A 21,651-nucleotide genomic window follows, 5' to 3' on the forward strand; every position below is an offset into this window, starting at 1 on the left:
CCGGTCCCTTATCGCTTTCCAGCCGGCAACTGCAGTCGTGGTTGCAAATCCGCTTGCGGCGCTGTCTCGGTTTGCCGGATAGCTGATTTTTTTGCCCAAAAATCGGAATCCGGATTCCGATCTATTCAACCAGAAACCGACCCAGATGCAGCGCGATTCCCACTATGCGCAGCCGAATATTCAAGGAGACACCGCATGAGCTCATGTTGCCCCGAACTGGTCCGCAATCCCGCCTTTGACGCGCCGCATATCGGCGAACCGCTCGATGTCGCGTTCGACGCCGGTGTGAATCTCGCCTTCGCCATCGCCGCGCCGACCGTGCCGCCGCGTCTTACCGAACACTCGCGGCGCATGGCGCAGCGCATCTATCGCGTCGCTGAGCGCGTGTATTGCGCGGTCGGCTACGCGATCGCGAATATCATTTTCGTGGTGGGCGACGACGGCATTGTGGTGATCGACGCGACCGAGGCAGTTTCCGCGGCGAAGCGTATCTATGAGGATTTCTGCGCGATCGATCCGCGGCACGCCGGGCTGCCGATCAAGGCCGTGGTCTACACGCACAACCATACGGACCACACTGGCGGCGTGCGCGCTTTCGTCGACGAGGCCGCGCTCGAAGCCGGCAGCGTCGAGATTATCGCGCACCGTTCGTTGATGGACACCGTGATCAACAACGCGAACCTCGTGGCGCCGATTCTCGCCACGCGTTCGGCCTACAGTTTCGGCACGCTGCTGCCGCCCGGCGCGACCGGCAAGGTCAACGCGGGTATCGGGCCCGTGCTGATTGCCGAGCCGGCGAGCTTCTTCGCACCGACCCGCGTGTTCGACGACAAGCTCGACATCGTGCTGGCGGGCGTACGCTTCGAGTTCCGCTACGCACCCTCGGAAGCCGACGACGAAATCGTCATGTGGCTGCCCGAACTCGGCGTGCTGCTGTCGGCGGAAGTGATCCAGGGTGAGTGTCTCGCGAATGTGCATACGCTGCGCGGCACGCGTTACCGCGATCCGGTGCGCTGGTATCAGACCATCGACATGATGCGCGGCTTCAACGCGGCGCATATGGTGCCGGCGCATGGCCGGCCAGTATCGGGCGCGCAGTACGTCGCCGAGGTGCTGTGCGTGTATCGCGACGCGATCCAGTTCATCCACGATCAGACCATCCGCCACATGAACTTCGGCCTGAGCCCGGACGAACTTGCTGAGGCCATTCCCGCGCTGCCGCCGCACCTCGCGGAGCATGCGTGGCTCGGCGAATACTACGGTACGGTCAAGCATTCGGTACGCCAGGTATATAGCGGTCAGCTGGGCTGGTTCGACGGTGATCCGGCGTCGCTCGATCCGTTGCCGCGTACTGAACGTTCCCAGCGCATGGTGCAGATGATGGGCGGTGTGGAGGCGGTGCGCGCCGCCTCCCGTATCGCGTTGGGCGACTCGGACTGGCGGTGGGCTGCGGAACTGGCCACGCTGCTGGTGCGCCTCGATAGAACCGACGCCGATGCCCGCAACATCAAGGCGACTGCGTTGCGCGAGTTGGGCTACCGCACAGTGAACACCAACTGGCGCAACTGGTATCTGAGCGCCGCGCGTGAACTCGAACACGCTTACGACGAATTGCCGTTTGGCGGCAGTTCGAGTCTCGCCTCGATGGATGTGTTGCGTGCTCAACCGTTGCGCAATGTGTTCCAGCGCTTCAGCGTGAACGTCGATCCGGAACGTTGCTCCGACGTGCAGATGACCCTCGCATTCCGCGTGACGGATCGCAATGAAATGCATGCGCTCGAACTACGGCGCGGCGTGTTGCAGATTCACGAGCGCACACCGTCGGCGATCGACGTTCAACTCGCGCTTGAAACCAGCACCTTGTACGGCATGCTGGGCAACATGGCGACGCAGTTGCCGAAGTGTCTCGAGAGCGGCACAGTAATGCTGGAGCGTGGCACGGTCGATCAGTTGCGCAGCTTCTTCGATTGCTTCGACCGGCCTACCCGGCGTATGCCCGCACTGACTACACGATAGAAGCAGCGCGGCTCGCATTGGCCCGTCGGCGCAGCGGCACATCGTGCATCGACGCATCGCGATGCGAAATCAAGGGAAGAGACATGGAAAAAATCTGGTTGAAGTCCTATCCGCCTGGCGTCCCGGCGCAGATCGACACTACGCAGTTCAGTTCCGTTGGCGACCTGCTGGAGCAAAGCTTCCAGACGCACGCGGCAGATCGCGCGTTCGTCTGCATGGGCCGCGAACTGACCTACGGCGAACTCGATGCGAAGTCGCGCGATCTTGCAGCGTGGTTTCAATGGCTGGGTCTCGCGCGCGGCGCGCGTATCGCCGTGATGCTGCCGAACGTGTTGCAGTATCCAGTGGTCATGGCGGCGATCCTGCGTGCCGGGTACGTGTTGGTGAATGTCAATCCGATGTACACGCCGCGAGAACTGGAGCATCAGTTGAACGACAGCGGCGCGGAAGCGATCGTGCTGCTCGAACCGTTCGCGAAGACGCTCGAGGCCGTCCAGGCACGTACGTCGATCAGGCATGTCGTGCTGACCTCGATCGGCGAGATGCTCGGTGCGGGTAGTCCTGAGGTTGCGGACAATGCGTCACCACCTTCGCGCATTGCGCTGAACGATGCGATCGTGCGCGGTTCGGACGCGGGCTTCACGCCCGTTACGCTGACGCGCGGCGATGTGGCGGTGCTGCAATACACCGGTGGCACCACCGGCGTCTCGAAGGGCGCCACCTTGCTGCACGGCAATCTGATCGCCAACGTCCTGCAATCGGAGTTGTGGCGCGAGCCGGTTTATCGCGGGCGCACCGACATCAAGCAGTACATCACGGTCGTCGCACTACCGCTGTATCACATCTTCGGGCTGACGATCTGCGGCTTGCTGACGATGCGTTGCGGCGGCATGGGCATTCTGATTCCGAATCCGCGCGATCTGCCGGGGTTGATCAAGACCCTGCAAGGCTACGCGATCAACTCGTTCCCTGGCGTGAACACGATGTTCAACGCGCTGCTGAACGAACCCGACTTCAAAACGCTCGACTTCTCGAAACTGGTGCAGTCGAACGGTGGCGGCATGGCTGTGCAGCAGGCTGTCGCACAACGCTGGCAGGCGCTGACTGGCGTGCCGATCGTCGAGGGTTACGGGCTCTCGGAAACCTCACCGTGTGCTACCACCAATCTGCCGACGTCCACTACGTTTACCGGGACGGTTGGCTTGCCGTTGCCGTCCACCGATATCTCGATTCGCGACGACGACGGCAACGAAGTGCCGCTCGGCGAGCGCGGCGAAATCTGCATTCGCGGACCACAGGTAATGGCTGGCTACTGGAATCGTCCCGATGAAACCGCAAAGGTGATGACGCCGGACGGCTTCTTCAAATCCGGCGACATCGGCGTGATGACGGAAGAGGGCTTCGTGAAGATCGTCGATCGCAAGAAAGACATGATTCTGGTGTCGGGTTTCAACGTCTATCCGAACGAAATCGAAGATGTGGTGGCGAAGCATCCGGGCGTGTTCGAAGTGGTGGCGGTCGGCGTGCCGGACGCGGAGGCGGGCGAGGCGGTGAAGCTTTACGTGGTGAAGAAAGACCCGGCGCTCACCGAAGCGGACCTTCTCGCATTCTGCAAGGAGCAACTGACGGGTTACAAGCGCCCCAAAATCATCGAGTTTCGCAGCGAACTGCCGAAGACCAACGTCGGCAAGATTTTGCGGCGCGCATTGCGCGACGAGGCGAAGAGCGCGGGTTGAAAACGGACGTGCCCCGCGTTTCGCCGCGTGTGGCGCGCTCTGCAGCGCGGCGTGATTCCGGGTACATTGTCGTTCTCGACATCACGCACTAGGGAGTACACGATGCGCCTGCTTCACACCATGCTCCGGGTCGGCGACCTGGACCGTTCGATTGCCTTCTACACCGAAATACTCGGCATGAAATTGTTGCGCCGGGATGACTATCCGGACGGCAAGTTCACGCTCGCTTTCGTCGGCTATGAAGACGAACGCGACGGTACCGTCCTCGAACTCACGCACAACTGGGAGACGCCGTCGTATGACCTCGGTACCGGTTTTGGGCACCTCGCCGTTGAAGTCGAAGACGCCTATGCCGCTTGCGACAAGATCAAGGCACAAGGCGGCACGGTTGTGCGCGAAGCCGGTCCGATGAAACACGGCACCACCGTGATCGCTTTCGTGACGGATCCGGACGGCTACAAGATCGAATTCATCCAGAAGAAAAAGTGACGCAGGCGGCGGGGCGAGGACAAGCAATGAATAACAGCAATCCCTACTTCAAAGAACTTGACGACATCCACGTCGAAATCCAGGCTTTGTTCGACGGTTCCGCGGATCACAGCGCGCTGGACCGTATCATGGCGCGCTTCGCTCCGCAATTCACGCTGGTCATGACGTCCGGTCTCGCACTGGACCACGCGGGCGTGCGCGAGATTTTCGCGAAGCTGAATGGCGCGCGTCCGGGCTCGCAGATCGAAATCCGCGATATGGAGATCGTGTCCGAATATCCATCCGGCGCGGTGGTGAAATATCGTGAGTATCAGCGCGACAAGGCGGGCAATGCGAACGTGCGGCGCTCGACAGCAGTGATGGATCTGGATGCGCACGGCAAGGTAACGTGGCGTCACCTGCAGGAAACCTTCTGCGCGGAATGAGCGGTGGGTTTTGGAAGGCCGGCGCTTCTTCGAGTTGAAGCGCCGGCTTCCAGGCTTTATAGCCGAAGACCGAAGTCTTGAACGGCGGAAGAAGGCCCGAAGGCTTTAAAGCGTCGGCAGCAATTCCGGCGGATGCGACTTCAGCGTCTGCCGCGCTTCGCGGAACTCCGGAAAAATCGATTCGACCGTCTGCCAGAATCGTGGACTGTGATTCATCTCGCGCAGATGCGCGAGCTCGTGCGCGACAACGTAGTCGATAATCGACAGTGGAAAGTGGATCAGCCGCCAGTTTAGGCGGATTTTTCCGTCGCTCGAACAACTGCCCCAACGCGTGGCCGCCGAAGAGAGCGCATACGCGCGATAGTCGACGCCCAGCTTCTCCGCGTAGATCGCGAGCCGCTCACCGAACAGGCGTTTTGCTTCGCCTTGCAGCCAGCCTTGCACACGATCCTTGATCTGCTGCGGGTCCGCTTGCAACGGCAGCGGCACTTGCAGTGCGGCTTCATCTGCACTGAACGCGAGCGTGCCTTGCGGCGAACCGAGCTTGATGCGCACCGGCTGGCCAAGATACGGCACCTCCGCACCATCTTTCCAGTCGACCTTGGGCAACGCGCGCTGTTCGACACGCGTTTGCCATTCGATCAGCTTTGTAAAAATCCAGCGCTGCTTTTCGGTGATCGCGGTTTCGATATCGGCGAGCGTGACCCAGCGTGGTGCGGTAATCATCAGGCCGGTGCTGTCGATCGCAAAGCCGATCGAGCGGCGTGCCGAACGCTTCAGCACATAGTGCAGCGTGCGCGAACCGATGGTGAGGCTGCGCAGTTTGCTGCCGTCCGGTGCGAGCGGCACGGCCGGTTGCTGGCCGCTCTGCGAGCCTGCCAAAGGTGCGGAGGGTGTTGGGGACGACGACGTCGACCCCGGCTCGGCGAAGAGCGGGAGATCGAGTTGCCGGTTATCGAGCGCCGCAGCGGGCTGCGACGTAGGAGACTTCTGCATCGGATTCGGCTTCGCGCAAATGCGCCTTCGAGGGCGCGGGCGCGTCAGATTGGTGCGGCGGCGGAAGTACTTTCCGCCGCGCGGTACGCGGTAGGATCGATGCGACGCATTTCAGCTTCGATCCACTTTTCGACGCGCGTGTTCACTTCATCGGGCGTGAGCCCCGTCGTGTCGATCGGCTTGCCGATCGACACTGTGACTATACCCGCATATTTGAGAAACGAGTTGCGCGGCCACACACGTCCGGCGTTGTGCGCAATCGGCACGACCGGCGCGCCGGTCGCAATCGCGAAACGCGCACCGCCGGTTTTGTACTTGCCTTGCTTGCCGGTCGGCGTACGCGTGCCTTCCGGAAACATGATCACCCAGGCGCCTTCGGCCATGCGCGCTTTGCCTTGCTTGATGACCGACTCGAACGCGTACTTGCCTTCCTTGCGATCGATGTGAACCATCTTCAGCATGCCCAGCGCCCAGCCAAAAAACGGCACGTACAGCAGCTCGCGCTTGAACACATAGCACATCGGCCGCGGCATCAGCGCCGGAAACGCCAGCGTTTCCCACGCCGATTGATGCTTCGACAGCAGCACGGCCGGACCGTCGGGCAGATTCTCGTAGCCCTCGATCCTGTAGCGGATGCCGTTCAGCCAACGCGCCGTGTGGAGCGTGGCGCGGCACCAGCCGGCCGCCATCCAGTAGCGATTGTCGGCGCGCATGAACGGAAACGCAATGAAGCACGCGGTCGCGTACGGCACCGTGAAGAGCACGAAGTAGATCAGCAGCAGCAAGGAACGAATGAAGCGCATCGGCGTGGTCAGTGAGGGTGGGGGACGCGCGTGGTGCGCGTCACTCTTGAGCGTCGGAAAGGAAGTCAAGTGCGAACGCGCGCAGGTCGTTGTGCACGCGCGTGCCTTCGGGCAGGTCGCCGGCCTGGAGCGTCTTGCGGCCCTTGCCGGTCAGCACCAGATGAGTCGGATGTCCGAGCGACGCGCCCGCTTGCAGGTCGCGCATCGCGTCGCCGACCACCGGCGTATTCTGCGAATCGACTTCGAAACGTTCGGCGATCATCTTCAGCATTCCGGGCTTCGGCTTGCGACATTCGCAGTGATCTTCCGCCGTATGCGGGCAGAAGAATACCGCGTCGATGCGGCCGCCGACCGCCGCCGCCATGCGATGCATTTTCAGATGCATTGCATTGAGCGCGTTCATGTCAAAGAGACCACGGCCGATGCCAGACTGGTTGGTCGCCACAGCAACGCGATAACCCGCCTGGTTCAGCCGCGCGATTGCTTCGAGCGAACCGGGCAGGGCAACCCATTCGTCCGGCGACTTGATAAACGCGTCGGAATCGACGTTGATCACGCCGTCGCGGTCGAGGATCACCACTTTTTTGGTCGGCATCGGCATGGCGGGGGGGCTCAGGCGGCGAGTCGGGAAATATCGGCGACGCAATTCATCTGCTGATGCAGCGCGCCGAGCAAGGCCAGACGGTTGGCGCGCAACGCCGGATCTTCGGCGTTGACCATCACATCGTTGAAGAATGTGTCGACCGGTTCGCGCAACGCGGCGAGCGCCGTCAGCGCGCCCGTGTAGTCGCGCGCGGCAAGCTGCGATTGCACTCGCGGCGCCACCTGTTCAAGCTGCGCGTGCAAGGCTTTTTCCGCCGCTTCGATCAGCAGCGTGACCTGCACGCCGCCGGTCGTAGCGCTTTCCGATTTCTTCAGGATGTTCGAGATGCGCTTGTTGGCTGCCGCGAGCGATGCCGCTTCCGGCAGCGCCGCGAATTCGCGCACTGCATCCAGGCGCGCGACGATGTCGTCGAGGCGCGTGGGGTTCAGTGCCAGCACCGCGTCGATTTCACCCGGCGCGTAGCCGCGCTCGCGCAGCAGGCCACGCAAGCGGTCCATGCTGAATTCGTAGATTGCCTGAGTCGAATCGGCGACGCCCGGCACAGCGGCGAATTGCGCGTAAGCGGTGCGCAGCAGTTCGACCAGGTCGACCGGCAATTGCTTTTCGACCAGGATCCGCAGCACGCCCAGCGCGTGACGGCGCAGCGCGAACGGGTCTTTCTCGCCGGTCGGTTGCAGGCCGATGCCCCAGATGCCGACCAGCGTTTCGAGCTTGTCGGCGAGCGCGACGACGGTGCCAGTTGCCGTGGTCGGCAATGCGTCGCCGGAGAAGCGCGGCTGATAGTGTTCCGAGCACGCCAGCGCGACTTCTTCCGGCTCGCCGTCGTGGCGCGCGTAGTACGTGCCCATCGTGCCTTGCAGCTCGGGGAATTCGCCGACCATGTCGGTGATCAAATCGGCCTTGGCGAGACGCGCGGCGCGCTTCGCGAGCGCTACATCTGCGCCGATCAGTCCGGCAATCGCGCCGGCCAGCGCTTCGACGCGCTCGACACGTTGCAGCGCCGAACCCAGCTTGTTGTGATACACGACGTTGGCGAGCAGCGGCACGCGATCGGCGAGCGGCTTCTTCTTGTCCTGCTCGAAGAAGAACTTTGCATCAGCCAGACGCGGGCGCACCACGCGCTCGTTACCTTCGACGATATCGCCCGGTGTGGCCGTTTCGATATTCGACACGATCAGGAAGCGCGAGCGCAGCTTGCCGTTCGCATCCGTCAACGCGAAGTATTTCTGGTTCGTCTGCATTGTCAGGATCAGGCATTCCTGCGGCACTTGCAGGAATTCGTCCTCGAAACGGCAGGCGTAGACCACGGGCCATTCGACCAGCGAATTCACTTCATCCAGCAGCGATTCCGGCATCACGACCTGATCGCCCTCTGCTTGTGCGAGCAGATGCGTGCGGATGGTTTCCTTGCGGTCGGCGAAATTTGCGACCACGCGACCCTTGTGCATCAGCGTATCGGCGTACGAATCCGCGTGCTGGATCTGCACGAAGCCTTCGGACAGGAAACGATGGCCGAGCGTGGTGTCGTCGGCATCGACGCCCAATGCCGTGACCGGCACGACCTGTTCGCCGTGCAAGGTGGTCAGACGGTGCGCCGGGCGCACGAACCGCACACTGGTGCCGTCCGGGCGCTGATACGTCATCGGCTTCGGGATCGGCAACTTGGCGATCGTTTCGTCGAGCGCGCTTTGCAGGCCTTCGGCGAGTGTGGCGCCCGGCGCGGCGTAGCGCAGGAAGAAGGCTTCGGCCTTACCGTCTTGCGCACGTTCCAGGTCGTTCACCGAAAAATCGGGGAAACCGAGCGCGGCCAGTTTCTTGGCGAGCGGTGCGGTGGGCTGGCCGTCTTTATCGAGCGCGACGGAAACCGGCAGCACTTTTTCGCGCACATGTTTTTCCGGCGCGACTGCACGCACATTCTTGATTGTGACGGCGAGGCGGCGGGGCGTCGCATAACGTTCGAACGACAGTTCGCCTTCGATCAGGTCGCGCGCCGCGAGGCGCTGCGCAATACCTTCGGCGAAGGCGTCGCCGAGACGCGCGAGCGCCTTCGGCGGCAGTTCTTCGGTCAGCAGTTCGACGAGCAGGGTAGCTTGATGGGGTTGAGTCATTTCTAGGTGTTCTCGTCAGTCCGGATCGATCTTGCGTTCGATTTTCAGCGGCGGCGCCCACGCGGGCATGGCGGCATCCTGTTCGTCGGTCGTCAGGCCGGGCACGCCGTGCACCGGATTACCGAGCATCGGGAAACCGAGCTTCTCGCGCGAGTCGTAGTAAGCCTGCGCAACCAGACGCGACAGCGCGCGAATCCGGCCGATGTAGGCCGCACGTTCCGTGACGGAGATCGCACCGCGGGCGTCCAGCAGGTTGAACGTGTGGCCGGCCTTCAGCACCAGTTCATAAGCGGGCAGCGCGATCTGCGCTTCGATCATGCGCTTCGCTTCCGCTTCGTAGCTGTTGAAGAACGTGAACAACAGATCGACGTTCGCGTGCTCGAAGTTGTAGGTCGACTGTTCGACCTCGTTCTGGTGGTACACGTCGCCGTACGTCAGGCGGCGCAGTTCCGGGCCGTTCGGGCCTTGCTCTTCCCACTCGGTCCAGACCAGGTCGTAGACGTTCTCGACCTTCTGCAGATACATCGCGAGACGTTCGAGACCGTAAGTGATTTCACCCAGCACCGGCTTGCAATCCAGGCCGCCGACTTCCTGGAAGTAGGTGAACTGGGTCACTTCCATGCCGTTCAGCCACACTTCCCAGCCGAGGCCCCACGCGCCGAGCGTGGGGTTTTCCCAGTCGTCTTCGACGAACCGCACGTCGTTCTGCTTCAGATCGAAGCCGAGGGCCTCCAGCGAGCCGAGGTACAGGTCGAGGATGTTTTCCGGCGCCGGCTTCAGCACGACCTGGTACTGGTAGTAATGCTGCAGACGGTTCGGGTTCTCGCCGTAGCGGCCGTCTTTCGGACGGCGCGACGGCTGCACATAGGCGGCGCGCCACGGTTCCGGACCGATTGCGCGCAGGAAGGTGTGGACGTGGGACGTGCCCGCGCCGACTTCCATGTCGATCGGCTGGAGCAACGCGCAACCCTGCTTATCCCAGTAGGACTGCAGTGTCAGGATGATTTGCTGAAACGTGAGCATGAAGTGCCTTTCGGGCATAGGGCCGCGCCGCAAACGCCGGAGCGCGCGAGGTGGCCGTGGAGCGAAGTGCTAAACCGTAGATTTTAACGGAAAGGGAGGGGGGCGTCCGTTTTGCGGGGTCGGACGAACTTGGAGCGCGCTTTAAACGACAAAGGGCCGCTTAAAGCGGCCCTTTGTCGTTTGCGTCTCAGGATGAGTCCATAGACTAACTACTCAAACTCATCAACGCATGCGCTTTTGAATCCGTCACCTCGATAAACCCGTCAATCTCCATCTCCAGTTCCCGCGGCAGTGCGAGCATATTGCACGACACTATGTGGCCGTAAATATTATCGGTCCGCCCAAAGAAATTCCTCGAGTTGAACAACGGCGGCAAATGCCACCACATCCGGTATTCCTTCGACCACAACCACTCGATCAATGCCTGCGACCGATCGAGCCGGTCGTTCTCCACGTAGATTACCGGCCGCGAACGGGCGATGGTTTCCTCCGCACCTAGCAGCGCGTTCAACTCGAACCCTTCGACGTCCAGCTTCAGCAGTCCCACGATATGCGAGCGCAGCACATCGTCTAACCGTACGCACGGAACCGGAAGCGTATTCGCCGCCGCCTCCGTTTGCATCGACACGCCGCCGAAGTTGCCCGGCGCATCGTAGTCCGGTTGCGCAAAATGCAGCGTCCCCGCAGTCGCCCCGCACGCATACGGCCACGCCAGCACGTTACGCACACCATTCGCTGCGAGATTCGCGCACAGGTTCTGAAAGATCACCGGCTGGGGCTCGAATGCGACGAGCACCTGGCGGCGCGCCTGCGCCTCACGTGCCAGCATGACCGTGTGCACGCCGATATTCGCGCCAACTTCCACGACGATACCTGGCTGCACCAGCAACTGCCGCAACACGGCAGATTCGAGTTCGCTGCATTCACCGTATTCGATGAGCGCGCGGCCGAGATAGAAGTCGTTTGGATTGGCGAGCATCCAGCCGTGACGGGTCTGGACGAGTTGTGTGTGTTCGCTGAGCGGCAGCAGGGCAGGAGGAGGCGTAACCATGGACATTGAGCGGGAAAAAGACCACGCAAATGTACGGTTCGCCGCTGTCCTTGTATATAAGACGAGCTCTCAAGGATTCTTATTTTTCTGCAAGAACTCGTCGTCAGGACCTAAGACTCCGCGGCGACCGGTTCATGGGCCGATCGCCAGGCACAACTGGATTACGTTGCGGCCAGTTCAACCTTCGGCGCAAACGACTCGCTTTGCGCCATGGGCCAATATTTCTCGTACAGCGTGTAGCGATAGTTGCCGTTCAGCAGATCGTCCGGCTCGAGATACTTCAATAGCTCGGACATCAACCGCACCTCATGCGACGACACGCGCCGCACGATGTGATGCGCGCGCAGTTCCGCCGGATGCTTGAGGCCCGCGGCCTGAATGATTTCCTTCAGCGCATGCAGCGTGTTGTGATGGAAGCTGAATACACGGTCGGCCTTGTCCGGCACCACCAAAGCACGCTGACGCACGGGATCCTGCGTCGCGACGCCCGTCGGGCAGCGGCCGGTGTGGCAGGTCTGCGCCTGAATGCAACCGACCGCGAACATGAAACCGCGCGCCGCGTTCACCCAATCCGCGCCGATCGCAAGCGTCTTCGTGATATCGAATGCGGTAATCATCTTGCCGCTCGCGCCGATGCGGATGCGCTGCCGCAAGCCGATGCCGACCAGCGTGTTGTGCACCAGCAGCAGGCCTTCCTGCAACGGCACGCCAACGTGATCGGTGAACTCCAGTGGCGCTGCACCCGTGCCGCCTTCCGCACCGTCGACCACGATAAAGTCCGGCAGAATTCCGGTCTCCAGCATCGCCTTCGCAATGCCGAAAAATTCCCACGGATGCCCGATGCACAGCTTGAACCCGGTTGGCTTGCCACCGGACAGCGTGCGCAAACGGTCGACGAATTCAAGCAGGCCGCGCGGCGACGAGAATTCGGAGTGGGTGGCGGGCGAGATGCAATCGCGGCCCATCGGCACGCCGCGCGTTTCCGCAATTTCGGGCGTGATCTTCGCGGCCGGTAGCACGCCGCCGTGGCCGGGCTTCGCGCCTTGCGAGAGCTTCACCTCGATCATCTTCACTTGCGGCTCGGCGGCCTGCTTCGCGAACTTCTCCGCACTGAAGGTGCCGTCGTCGTCACGGCAGCCGAAGTAGCCCGAGGCAATTTCCCAGATGATGTCGCCGCCGTGCTCGCGGTGATACTTCGACATCGAGCCTTCGCCCGTGTCGTGCGCGAAGTTGCCTTTCTTCGCGCCGAGGTTCAGCGCCATGATCGCGTTCGCCGACAACGAGCCAAAACTCATCGCGGAGACGTTGAAGATCGACATCGAGTAGGGCTGCGCGCGGTCCGGGCCGACGACGATACGGAAGTCATGGTTATCGAGCGTGGTCGGCGCGAGCGAATGGCTGATCCATTCGTGCGCGACGGCTTTGACGTCGAGTTCGGTGCCGTACGGACGGCTGTCCACGTCGTTCTTCGCGCGCTGATAGACGATGCTGCGTTGCGCGCGCGAGAACGGCTTCTCGTCGGTATCGTCTTCGACGAAATACTGGCGGATTTCCGGGCGGATGAATTCGAACAGGAAGCGGAAGTGGCCCCACAGCGGATAGTTGCGCAGAATCGCGTGGTGCTGCTGCGTCAGGTCGAACAGGCCGAGCGCGACGAGCGCCACCGGCACGATGATCCAGAACCACGAAAGGTGATGCGTGGCGGCAAGCAGAACACAGACAGCGAGCAGCACGACTGTGCACCACATCGCCAGATAACGTCGAGAAAACATGGGGACTCCAGTGCAGTGAGGATCGTCGCGGAGGGATCGTCGACGCTGTCGGCGCAGACGGAATCCGCCGCGAAGGGAAACGAACACCTGCTTTTTATAGTGAAGCTAGCTGCCGCTCGAAGATGAAACACGTGGGTGAAGCGTGAAGTCTGAAGCTTGAAGTTGAGGCATGAAGGTGAAGTGTGCGGCGGCGCCAGGCGTTGCCGCACTGATAAAACTCATGGCTCAACGGGCGGTTAGCAGCGCTGCTTTTTGCGGCTGACGCAGTGTTGGCTGCCCGGTTACCGCGTGTTCGATGATGCCGCCGCCGAGGCACACGTCGCCATCGTAGAGCACCGCAGATTGCCCTGGTGTGACAGCCCATTGGGCGTCGTCGAAATTCAGCCCGAAAAGGCCTTCGCCGACACCTGTCTCACTGGCCGCCGCACTTGCAGCCGCACTTGCAGTCGCACTGAACGTGCACGGTGCATCCGCTTGCCGGTAACGGGTTTTCGCGCCGCAGGCAAAACCATCGACCGGGGGTTCACCCGCCACCCAGCTCGTATTGCCCGCGCTCAACGTATGGCTCAGCAGCCACGGATGGTCGTGGCCTTGCGCGACATACAGCGTGTTCGACGCAATATCCTTGCCGGCGACGAACCACGGCTCGCCGCTGCCGTCCTTGCTGCCGCCCAGGCCGATGCCCTTGCGCTGCCCGAACGTGTAGAACGCGAGGCCGATGTGTTCGCCGACCACTTTGCCCTCAGTGGTCTTCATCGGACCGGGTTTGGTCGGCAGATAGCGGTTCAGGAAGTCGCGAAACGGCCGTTCGCCGATGAAGCAGATGCCGGTCGAATCTTTCTTCTTCGCATTCGGCAGCGCGATCTGCTCGGCGATCTCGCGGACTTTGGTTTTCGGAATCTCACCCAAAGGAAACAGCGTCTTCGACAACTGCGCCTGGTTCAACCGATGCAGGAAGTACGACTGATCCTTCGTATGATCGAAGGCCTTCAGCAGTTCGAAGCGGCCGTTGTTCTTGCGCACGCGGGCATAGTGGCCGGTCGCGATGGTTTCCGCGCCCAGCGACATTGCATGATCGAGGAAGGCCTTGAACTTGATTTCTGCATTGCACAGCACGTCCGGATTCGGCGTGCGGCCGGCCGAGTATTCGCGCAGGAATTCGGCGAACACGCGGTCTTTGTATTCGGCGGCGAAGTTGACCGCTTCGACGTCGATGCCGATCAGATCCGCCACCGAGACGACGTCGATCCAGTCCTGCCGCGTCGAGCAGTACTCGCTGTCGTCATCGTCTTCCCAGTTTTTCATGAACAGGCCGACCACGTCGTAGCCCTGTTCCTTCAGCAGCCACGCGGTAACCGACGAATCGACGCCGCCCGACATGCCTACTACGACTTTCTGCTTGCTCATAAGGTGCTCACACTGGGTACTGCATGACTTCATTGATCGTGGGTTGACCGTGCTGCCGGTCGCCTGTTGCCCGCTCGTGACGGATCAGGCCCGTTTACGACTGGTTAGGCCTGGCTAGGCCAGCTTACGTCCGCTTATGCCCGACCGAATGCGTGTGCACGAAGTCGAGCGGGAAACGCCGCCCCGCGAGGTAATCGTCGAGACATTGCATGACGAGCGGCGTGCGATGCCGTTCGGGGCAGGCGCGCAATTCGTCGGCGCTCATCCACAGTGTGCGGACGATGTCCGGATCGAGCGTGCGTTCCGCGTCCGCTTCGCCGTTCGTGCCGCAATAGGTGAAGCGCAAATACGTCACGCCCTCACTGCCGGGCCGCTCGAAATGCGCCATATACATGCCGACCAGCGCCTCGGGCGTGAACGGATGCGCGGTTTCCTCGAGCGTTTCGCGGATGACCGCTTCCAGAAGCGTTTCGCCCGCCTCCAGATGGCCGGCGGGCTGGTTCAGGCGCAGGCCGTCGGCGGTATGTTCCTCGACCACGAGAAAACGCCCGTCACGCTCGACGATGGCCGCAACGGTGACGTGCGGCAGCCAGGATTCCGGTTTCATGGGTGCGCATTTTACCGTTTATGGGCCTGGGCTGCCGGGAAGCGGGCGGCAGCGGACGTACCGGCCAACCGCGGGCCGGGCCGGCGGCCGGCAAGGTGCCCTTGCTGGGCCAAGACCCCCGGATTGTCCCCGATTTCGGTGCACCCCCAGGTTTCGGTTAAAGTGACGCGTTAGCCGTTGCACTTGCAAGCCGGCGTGCCTCGTCGGCGCATCTGTCGTAAAACAGGAAGTCGAGGAGGAACAACGATGTACATCGGAGTGCCAGCTGAGACGCGCGCGCACGAAACTCGCGTCGCCGCGACGCCCGAAACGGTCAGGAAGTACGTGACCCAGGGCCACCGGGTCACGATCCAGAGCGGCGCCGGCACCGGCGCGAGCTTCCCTGACGATGCCTTTACAGCCGCCGGCGCGGAAATCGTCGACGGGGCCACTGCTTTTGGCGCCGATCTCGTCCTTAAGGTGCAGTCCCCGACCGATGCCGAATTGCCGCTGCTCAAACGCGGCGCGACGCTGGTCGGCATGCTCGATCCTTTTAATACCGAAAACTCATCAAAGCTCGCCGCAGCGGGCGTGACCGCATTCGCTTTGGAGGCCGCGCCGCGTACCACGCGTGCGCAGAGTCTCGACGTGCTGTCGTCGCAGGCGAACATCGCTGGGTACAAGGCGGTGCTGCTGGCCGCCACGCTTTACCCCCGCTTCATGCCAATGCTGATGACGGCAGCCGGTACCGTGAAAGCGGCGCGCGTGCTGATTCTCGGCGCGGGCGTGGCCGGTCTGCAGGCGATTGCAACCGCCAAGCGTCTCGGCGCGGTGATCGAAGCGTCCGACGTGCGTCCGGCGGTCAAAGAGCAGATCGAATCGCTCGGCGCCAAGTTTCTCGATGTCCCGTATGAAACCGACGAGGAACGCGAAGCCGCGCAGGGCGTCGGCGGTTATGCACGGCCGATGCCGCCTTCGTGGCTGACACGTCAGTCGGCACTGGTTCACGAGCGGGCGAAACAGGCGGATATCGTCATCTCCACCGCGTTGATTCCCGGCCGGGCCGCGCCGACGCTGATCTCCGTCGACACCGTGCAGGCGATGAAACCGGGTTCGGTACTGGTGGACCTCGCCGCTGGACGTGGCGCCGGGGTTGACGGTAGCGAAGGCCAGCGCGGCGGCAACTGTCCGCTGACCGAGGCCGACAAGGTCGTGATCAAACACGGTGTGCAGATCGTCGGTTATACGAATCTGGCCTCGATGGTGCCCGCCGACGCGTCGTCCCTATACGCACGCAACCTGCTCGACTTCCTCAAGCTGATCATCACCAAGGAAGGCGCCCTGAACATCGATCTCGCGGACGATATCGTCGCGGCCACGCTGCTGGCCCGTGACGGCGAAGTCACGCGCAAGACCTGAGCAATTAATTGCATGGGACTAGAGTAAGCGCTAACTCTGATCGACAGCTAAAGCGCTAACTCTGGCCGACATCGAATCAATACATAGGAGAACGGCGATGGAAGTCATCAACCACACCGTCATCAACCTGATCATCTTCGTGCTGGCGATCTACGTCGGCTACCACGTCGTCTGGAACGTCACGCCTGCGCTGCACACGCCGCTAATGGCGGTGACCAATGCGATCTCGGCGATTGTGATCGTCGGCGCAATGCTCGCAGCAGGTCTCACCGTGGGCGACACCGGCAAGTTCTTCGGCACACTGGCCGTTGCGCTTGCAGCGGTGAACGTGTTCGGCGGCTTTCTCGTCACGAGGCGAATGCTGGAGATGTTCCGCAAAAAAGAGCCGAAGAAGCTAACCACGAACAAGACGACCAGGGAGAACGCGTAATGAGTCTGAACGTCGTCACGCTGCTTTATCTGGTCGCGTCAGTCTGCTTCATTCAGGCGCTCAAAGGGCTGTCGAATCCGAAGACGGCGCGTATCGGCAATACCTTCGGCATGGTCGGGATGGCGATTGCGATCCTCACCACTATCGCACTGATCGTCAAACAGGCTAACGCGCTCGGCTCGAATCTTGGCCTCGGGCTCGGCCTGCTGCTGGTCGCGCTCGTGATCGGCGGCGCGATCGGTGCGTTCGTCGCGGCGCGCGTCGAAATGACCAAGATGCCGGAACTGGTCGCGGCGATGCACTCGCTGATCGGTCTCGCTGCTGTGTGTATTGCGTATGCGGTCGTGTCGGAGCCGTCCGCCTTCGGTCTTGTCGATCCGGAGAATGCGATTCCGGGCTTCCTGCCGTACGGCAATCGCGTCGAGCTGTTCATCGGCACGTTCGTCGGCGCGATCACGTTCTCCGGTTCGGTGATCGCATTCGGCAAGCTGTCGGGCAAATACAAGTTCCGCCTGTTCCAGGGCGCACCGGTGGTCTATACGGGGCAGCACCTGATCAACCTGTTCCTCGCGCTCGGGATGCTCGGCTTCGGCGTGATCTTCTTCCTCACGCAATCGTGGCTGCCGTTCATCATCATGACGCTGATCGCGTTCGTGCTCGGCGTGCTGATCATCATTCCGATAGGTGGCGCGGACATGCCGGTGGTCGTGTCGATGCTCAACTCGTATTCGGGTTGGGCGGCGGCGGGGATCGGCTTCTCGCTGAACAATCCGATGCTGATCATTGCGGGCTCGCTGGTCGGCTCATCCGGTGCGATTCTGTCGTACATCATGTGCCGCGCGATGAACCGTTCGTTCTTCAACGTGATTCTCGGCGGCTTCGGTAATGAGGCGGGTGCGGCTGCGGTGGGTGGGTCGGCGGAGCAGCGTCCGGTGAAATCCGGTTCGGCCGACGATGCGGCGTTCATGCTCGGCAATGCTGAAACCGTGGTGATCGTGCCGGGTTACGGGCTGGCAGTGGCGCGTGCCCAGCATGCGTTGAAGGAGCTGACCGACAAGCTGGTCGAGAAGGGCATCGAGGTGAAGTATGCGATTCACCCGGTGGCCGGACGGATGCCGGGTCACATGAATGTGCTGCTCGCCGAAGCCGAAGTGCCCTACGACATGGTCTACGAAATGGACGACATCAACGGCGAGTTCGGTCAGGTCGACGTGGTGCTGGTGCTCGGTGCGAACGACGTGGTGAATCCGGCGGCGAAGAACGATCCGAAGTCGCCGATCGCGGGCATGCCGATCATTGAGGCTTACAAGGCGCGCACGGTCATCGTGAACAAACGTTCGATGGCAGCGGGCTACGCCGGTCTCGACAACGACCTGTTCTACATGGACAAGACGATGATGGTGTTCGGCGACGCGAAGAAGGTGATCGAGGAGATGGTGAAGGCGGTGGAGTAGCGCGCCTTGGAGGTTCGCGGCTTGCCTTGGAGGCGGGCGGCGAACCGTCGGTCATGCATTCGCATCCGCATCTTTACCGCGGCTTCGCATTCACGTGCCGCAGCCAATCCGCCAGCCGTTTGCCTTCCTGATCCGGATACGGTTCGAGCGCCTGAAGATTCTGGATTTTCTCCAGCCCGAAATTGCGGAAATCGCTTCGCAATTCGCACCACGCGCCGAGCGTCCAGCGCGCGCCCCAATAAGCCAGTGCAAGCGGCCACACGCGCCGCTCGGTCGCGGCGCCCTGCGCATCGGTATAGGCAAAGCTCACCACCTGACGCGCGTCGATCGCCCGATGCAGCGCGTCCACCTTCACCGAAAAATCCGCCTTGATGTGAAACGACGGCGCGAAGATCGCCAGACGTTCGAGCGTTGCGCGCTTGTCGGCGGGCATCGCCGACGCGATCTTCGCCAACGCACCGCGCGCGCCGCTCGCGAAGCCGGCGCCGCCCCACGATTCGAGCATCCGCGCGCCCGCTGCGAGCGCGGCCAGTTCATCGGCGGTGAAAGTGAGCGGCGGCAGGCTCGCCGAACGGCTCAACCGATAGCCGATGCCTGCTTCGCCTTCGATTGGCACGCCTGATAGTTGCAGATCGCGCACGTCGCGATAGACGGTGCGCAGGGAGATATTCAGCCAGTCGGCGAGTTGTTGCGCGGTGGTCAGACGCCGTCCGCGTAACAGTTCGGCGATCTGGAACAGGCGGTCGGCGCGGCGCGTCATCGTGGGCGTCTTGTAGAAAAGGACGGGGACAGTCCCGCGATGATAGCGCCGCATGCCGTGCTCCGGTCAGCGTTCCGCGCGGTGCCGCCCGGCCGCCGCGCTTGTACGCCGCGTCGCGCGTTAACCGTTGGTCCGCGAGTGCAGGCCGAGGCGGTTGCCTTCCGTGTCGGTAAAGAACGCGATGTAGCCGATGTCTTGCGGCAGCTTGATCACCGGACCATCGGTCTTGCCGCCGGCCTGTTCGACGCGGGCAAGCACAGCGTCCACGTTGGGCTGCGCGTTCAGATAGACGAGCACGCCGTCGTTGGTCGGCTTCATCGACGGGCTATGGACGATCGCGCCACCGGTGGTCGGTTCCTCGTAGCCGAAGATAGCGATGGGCTGGCCGCCGACTTCCTGACGATTCAGTTTGACGTCGAGCGCGGTTTCGTAAAAGCGGACAGCGCGTTCGAAATCGACGGACGGGATCTCGAACCATGCAACAACTTTGGATGATGCGGACATGACACTCTCCTGTGGATGGCGGTAAGCCGTGCAAAGCGCCGGATGGCGTGAGAAGGAGTGTGCGTGGGGGCTACTGACAGCGTAGTGTCAGTAGGGGTTGGCGGATGGGGGAAAAGGGTGTGGCGGGGGATGGGTGCGCACGGGCGCCGGTGAAAAAAAACCGCGGACCTGGATCCGCGGTTTTTTCGATGCTGCTCTGCGCTGGCTTAAGCTGCTGGCGTGTCGTTGTTCTGCGGCCGCTGACGAACGCTGCCCGCGATCAGGTCGAAGCGGAACAGCCGGCATTCGAGCGCGCCGTTGAAGAGCGGCGTCTTGGTCGATTCGCGCAGGCGCAACTGGCCCGGCAGTTTGCGATCCGACGTCAGGATGAACGCGTGCCAGCCGGTGAAGCGCTGCTTCAGCGCATCGCCGAGTGACTGGAAAAATTCGCTGTCTGGCGCTTCTTCCTGAGCCCGGTGGAAGCTCTCGTCGTCGCGGCCTTCACGCGTGGCGCGGCCTTCGCGGATTTCGCCCCGCGCGTTGCGGCCGCGCACTTCGATCCGCTCGCCGTACGGCGGATTGGCGACCAGGATGCCCGCATTAGCAGACGGCGCTGTCATTCCGCGCGCATCGACCTGCTTGAGCGGGATCGACGGCAAACCGGCGCGCTGGAAGTTCGCACGCGCCTTGTCGAGCATGTCGCCGGAAATATCGCTGCCGAATATCTGCAGATCAGCGCGCGAATTGCGTGCGGCGTGCTTTGCGTCGAGCGCGGCGGCTTTCAGCGTTTGCCAGGTCTTGGCTTCGAATTGCTTGAGCTTCTCGAAGCCGAAGCTGCGTTCTGCGCCCGGTGCGATATTCAGCGCCACTTGCGCGGCTTCCGCGAGGAAGGTGCCACTACCGCACATCGGGTCGTATAGCGGCGTGCCGGCGGTCCAGCCGGTCAGACGCAGGATGCCTGCCGCGAGGTTCTCGCGCAGCGGTGCCGCACCCTTGTCGAGGCGCCAGCCGCGCTTGAAGAGCGGATCGCCGGAGGTGTCGAGGTAGAGCGTGCAATCGGTGGCGGTGAGGAACGCGAACACGCGCACGTCGGGCATGGCGGTGTCGATGCTCGGACGCGCGCCGCTTACTTCACGCAGACGGTCGCAGATTGCGTCCTTGACACGCAGCGTGGTGAATTCGAGGCTGCGCAGCGGCGACTTGATCGCGGTGACGTCCACCCGCAGCGTTTCGTTCGCCGAGAACCACTGCTCCCAACGCTGTTCGAGCGCGAGCGCGTAGATGTCCTGCTCGCTGCGATATGGCCGATGCGCGATTTTCAGCATCACGCGGCTCGCGAGACGCGAATGCAGGTTGGCGGCCATGCCGGCGGCCCAGCCGCCGCGGAAATGCACGCCGCCGGGCACTTGCGCGCCGGCTGTGAACGGCGCGCCGTTCAGGTGCTTCGCGGCAATTTCGGCGAGCTCGGTGGCGAGCGAGGCTTCAAGACCGCGCGGACAGGGAAGGAAGAAATCGAAGGACATTGAGGTTGCCGGAAGGCGTTAGATAAGGCGCTATTGTACGCGGTCGGGGGCGCGGCCCATCTACGATCCCGTGGCGATGCCGGTCAGGGAGGCGGCAGCAGGCGCTTGGGGCTGCCGTCGGCCGGCTCGTGCTGCCCCCTCGGGGCCGAGTATCGAGCGCGGGCCGCCCCACCGCCCCCGTACCATCGCCCCGTACCACCATCCCCACAGCCTGGCAGGACGTGGAAGCAAGGCGGCCGCCGCGCCGCGGGCTTCACTTGCCCTGAGGCGCCGTTTTGGCCGGCCATACCAGTTCCAGCGGATGCCGGAATACCCGTTGCCAGATCGCGCCACGCAGCGAGCGCACCGCGTTGCGCCGCAAGTCGCGCGATTTCACCGCCATGTAGAAGGCGAGCGCGAAACTCACGGCCACGTTGAGGATCGCCATGCTGCCGAGGCTAAGGCTACGCTGAAGAAGTCGCCGTTTTCGCCGACGGTTTGCTGCTGAATTTTGGAATGCGAGATCAGCGACGCGATTGGTTCGATTTTCTTGCCCTGAGGGCCTTGTAAGCGGGTCTATCGACCCA

General features: G+C 62.4%; 20 protein-coding genes. 7 read left to right on the top strand and 13 right to left on the bottom strand.

The window, feature by feature from the left end; translation table 11 throughout:
• Positions 1-195 precede the first annotated feature (195 nt).
• The 4 genes from VFE81_RS09605 to VFE81_RS09620 all read left to right on the top strand — a co-directional run bounded on the left by VFE81_RS09605 (position 196) and on the right by VFE81_RS09620 (position 4,666).
• A complete protein-coding gene (locus VFE81_RS09605) occupies positions 196-2,016 on the top strand; it encodes an alkyl sulfatase dimerization domain-containing protein (protein WP_325044368.1) in 1,821 nt (606 codons plus the stop codon).
• 83 nt (positions 2,017-2,099) lie between these two features.
• Positions 2,100-3,752: a long-chain-fatty-acid--CoA ligase gene (locus VFE81_RS09610; protein ID WP_325044369.1), complete on the top strand. Its 1,653-nt coding sequence runs from the start codon at positions 2,100-2,102 to the stop codon at positions 3,750-3,752.
• A gap of 102 nt (positions 3,753-3,854) precedes the next feature.
• A complete protein-coding gene (gloA, locus tag VFE81_RS09615) occupies positions 3,855-4,241 on the top strand; it encodes a lactoylglutathione lyase (RefSeq protein ID WP_325044370.1) in 387 nt (128 codons plus the stop codon).
• A 26-nt stretch (positions 4,242-4,267) separates the two neighbouring features.
• The gene (locus VFE81_RS09620) at positions 4,268-4,666 is read left to right on the top strand and encodes a hypothetical protein (protein ID WP_325044371.1); all 399 of its coding nucleotides are present in this window, start codon (positions 4,268-4,270) and stop codon (positions 4,664-4,666) included.
• 105 nt (positions 4,667-4,771) lie between these two features.
• On the opposite strand, the gene VFE81_RS09625 is transcribed toward VFE81_RS09620, so the two are convergent.
• The 9 genes from VFE81_RS09625 to VFE81_RS09665 all read right to left on the bottom strand — a co-directional run bounded on the left by VFE81_RS09625 (position 4,772) and on the right by VFE81_RS09665 (position 15,037).
• Positions 4,772-5,662, bottom strand: coding sequence for a SprT family zinc-dependent metalloprotease (locus tag VFE81_RS09625; protein ID WP_325044372.1), 891 nt, complete (start codon positions 5,660-5,662; stop codon positions 4,772-4,774).
• A gap of 44 nt (positions 5,663-5,706) precedes the next feature.
• Entirely contained in the window at positions 5,707-6,465 is a 759-nt protein-coding gene (locus VFE81_RS09630; RefSeq protein ID WP_325044373.1) for a lysophospholipid acyltransferase family protein, read from the bottom strand.
• A 40-nt stretch (positions 6,466-6,505) separates the two neighbouring features.
• Positions 6,506-7,060 (bottom strand): D-glycero-beta-D-manno-heptose 1,7-bisphosphate 7-phosphatase, encoded by a 555-nt coding sequence (gmhB, locus tag VFE81_RS09635; RefSeq protein ID WP_325044374.1) that lies wholly within the window; start codon positions 7,058-7,060, stop codon positions 6,506-6,508.
• 17 nt (positions 7,061-7,077) lie between these two features.
• Entirely contained in the window at positions 7,078-9,177 is a 2,100-nt protein-coding gene (glyS, locus tag VFE81_RS09640) for a glycine--tRNA ligase subunit beta (protein ID WP_325044375.1), read from the bottom strand.
• A 15-nt stretch (positions 9,178-9,192) separates the two neighbouring features.
• Entirely contained in the window at positions 9,193-10,200 is a 1,008-nt protein-coding gene (gene glyQ, locus VFE81_RS09645) for a glycine--tRNA ligase subunit alpha (protein ID WP_325044376.1), read from the bottom strand.
• A 205-nt stretch (positions 10,201-10,405) separates the two neighbouring features.
• Positions 10,406-11,251 carry an FkbM family methyltransferase gene (locus VFE81_RS09650; RefSeq protein ID WP_325044377.1) on the bottom strand — a complete coding sequence of 282 codons (846 nt, stop codon included), beginning with the start codon at positions 11,249-11,251 and terminating at the stop codon, positions 10,406-10,408.
• A gap of 161 nt (positions 11,252-11,412) precedes the next feature.
• Positions 11,413-13,023: an FMN-binding glutamate synthase family protein gene (locus VFE81_RS09655; RefSeq protein ID WP_325044378.1), complete on the bottom strand. Its 1,611-nt coding sequence runs from the start codon at positions 13,021-13,023 to the stop codon at positions 11,413-11,415.
• Positions 13,024-13,248: 225 nt separating this feature from the next.
• Positions 13,249-14,430: a tRNA 2-thiouridine(34) synthase MnmA gene (mnmA, locus tag VFE81_RS09660; protein WP_325044379.1), complete on the bottom strand. Its 1,182-nt coding sequence runs from the start codon at positions 14,428-14,430 to the stop codon at positions 13,249-13,251.
• 124 nt (positions 14,431-14,554) lie between these two features.
• On the bottom strand, positions 14,555-15,037 hold the full coding sequence (locus VFE81_RS09665) for an NUDIX hydrolase (protein WP_325044380.1): 483 nt from the start codon (positions 15,035-15,037) through the stop codon (positions 14,555-14,557).
• A 246-nt stretch (positions 15,038-15,283) separates the two neighbouring features.
• Between VFE81_RS09665 and VFE81_RS09670 the strand changes: the two genes are divergently transcribed.
• From VFE81_RS09670 to VFE81_RS09680, 3 genes are all read left to right on the top strand, one after another.
• Complete coding sequence (locus VFE81_RS09670) at positions 15,284-16,435, top strand: Re/Si-specific NAD(P)(+) transhydrogenase subunit alpha (protein WP_325044381.1); 1,152 nt, start codon at positions 15,284-15,286, stop codon at positions 16,433-16,435.
• 97 nt (positions 16,436-16,532) lie between these two features.
• A complete protein-coding gene (locus tag VFE81_RS09675) occupies positions 16,533-16,865 on the top strand; it encodes an NAD(P) transhydrogenase subunit alpha (protein ID WP_325044382.1) in 333 nt (110 codons plus the stop codon).
• Positions 16,865-18,319 carry an NAD(P)(+) transhydrogenase (Re/Si-specific) subunit beta gene (locus tag VFE81_RS09680; protein ID WP_325044383.1) on the top strand — a complete coding sequence of 485 codons (1,455 nt, stop codon included), beginning with the start codon at positions 16,865-16,867 and terminating at the stop codon, positions 18,317-18,319. Before VFE81_RS09675 ends, VFE81_RS09680 begins: the two co-directional genes overlap by 1 nt.
• Positions 18,320-18,392: 73 nt before the next feature.
• On the opposite strand, the gene VFE81_RS09685 is transcribed toward VFE81_RS09680, so the two are convergent.
• The 4 genes from VFE81_RS09685 to VFE81_RS09700 form a co-directional block, all read right to left on the bottom strand.
• Complete coding sequence (locus VFE81_RS09685; protein WP_325044384.1) at positions 18,393-19,133, bottom strand: YafY family protein; 741 nt, start codon at positions 19,131-19,133, stop codon at positions 18,393-18,395.
• 66 nt (positions 19,134-19,199) lie between these two features.
• Entirely contained in the window at positions 19,200-19,583 is a 384-nt protein-coding gene (locus VFE81_RS09690) for a VOC family protein (protein WP_325044385.1), read from the bottom strand.
• Between the two features lie 206 nt (positions 19,584-19,789).
• Positions 19,790-21,085 (bottom strand): class I SAM-dependent RNA methyltransferase, encoded by a 1,296-nt coding sequence (locus VFE81_RS09695; protein ID WP_325044386.1) that lies wholly within the window; start codon positions 21,083-21,085, stop codon positions 19,790-19,792.
• A gap of 253 nt (positions 21,086-21,338) precedes the next feature.
• On the bottom strand, positions 21,339-21,651 hold a 313-nt coding region (locus VFE81_RS09700; RefSeq protein WP_325044387.1), incomplete at its 5' end, for a hypothetical protein.

The sequence above is a fragment of the Paraburkholderia sp. genome, from assembly GCF_035656215.1.
Taxonomy (GTDB): Bacteria; Pseudomonadota; Gammaproteobacteria; order Burkholderiales; family Burkholderiaceae; genus Paraburkholderia.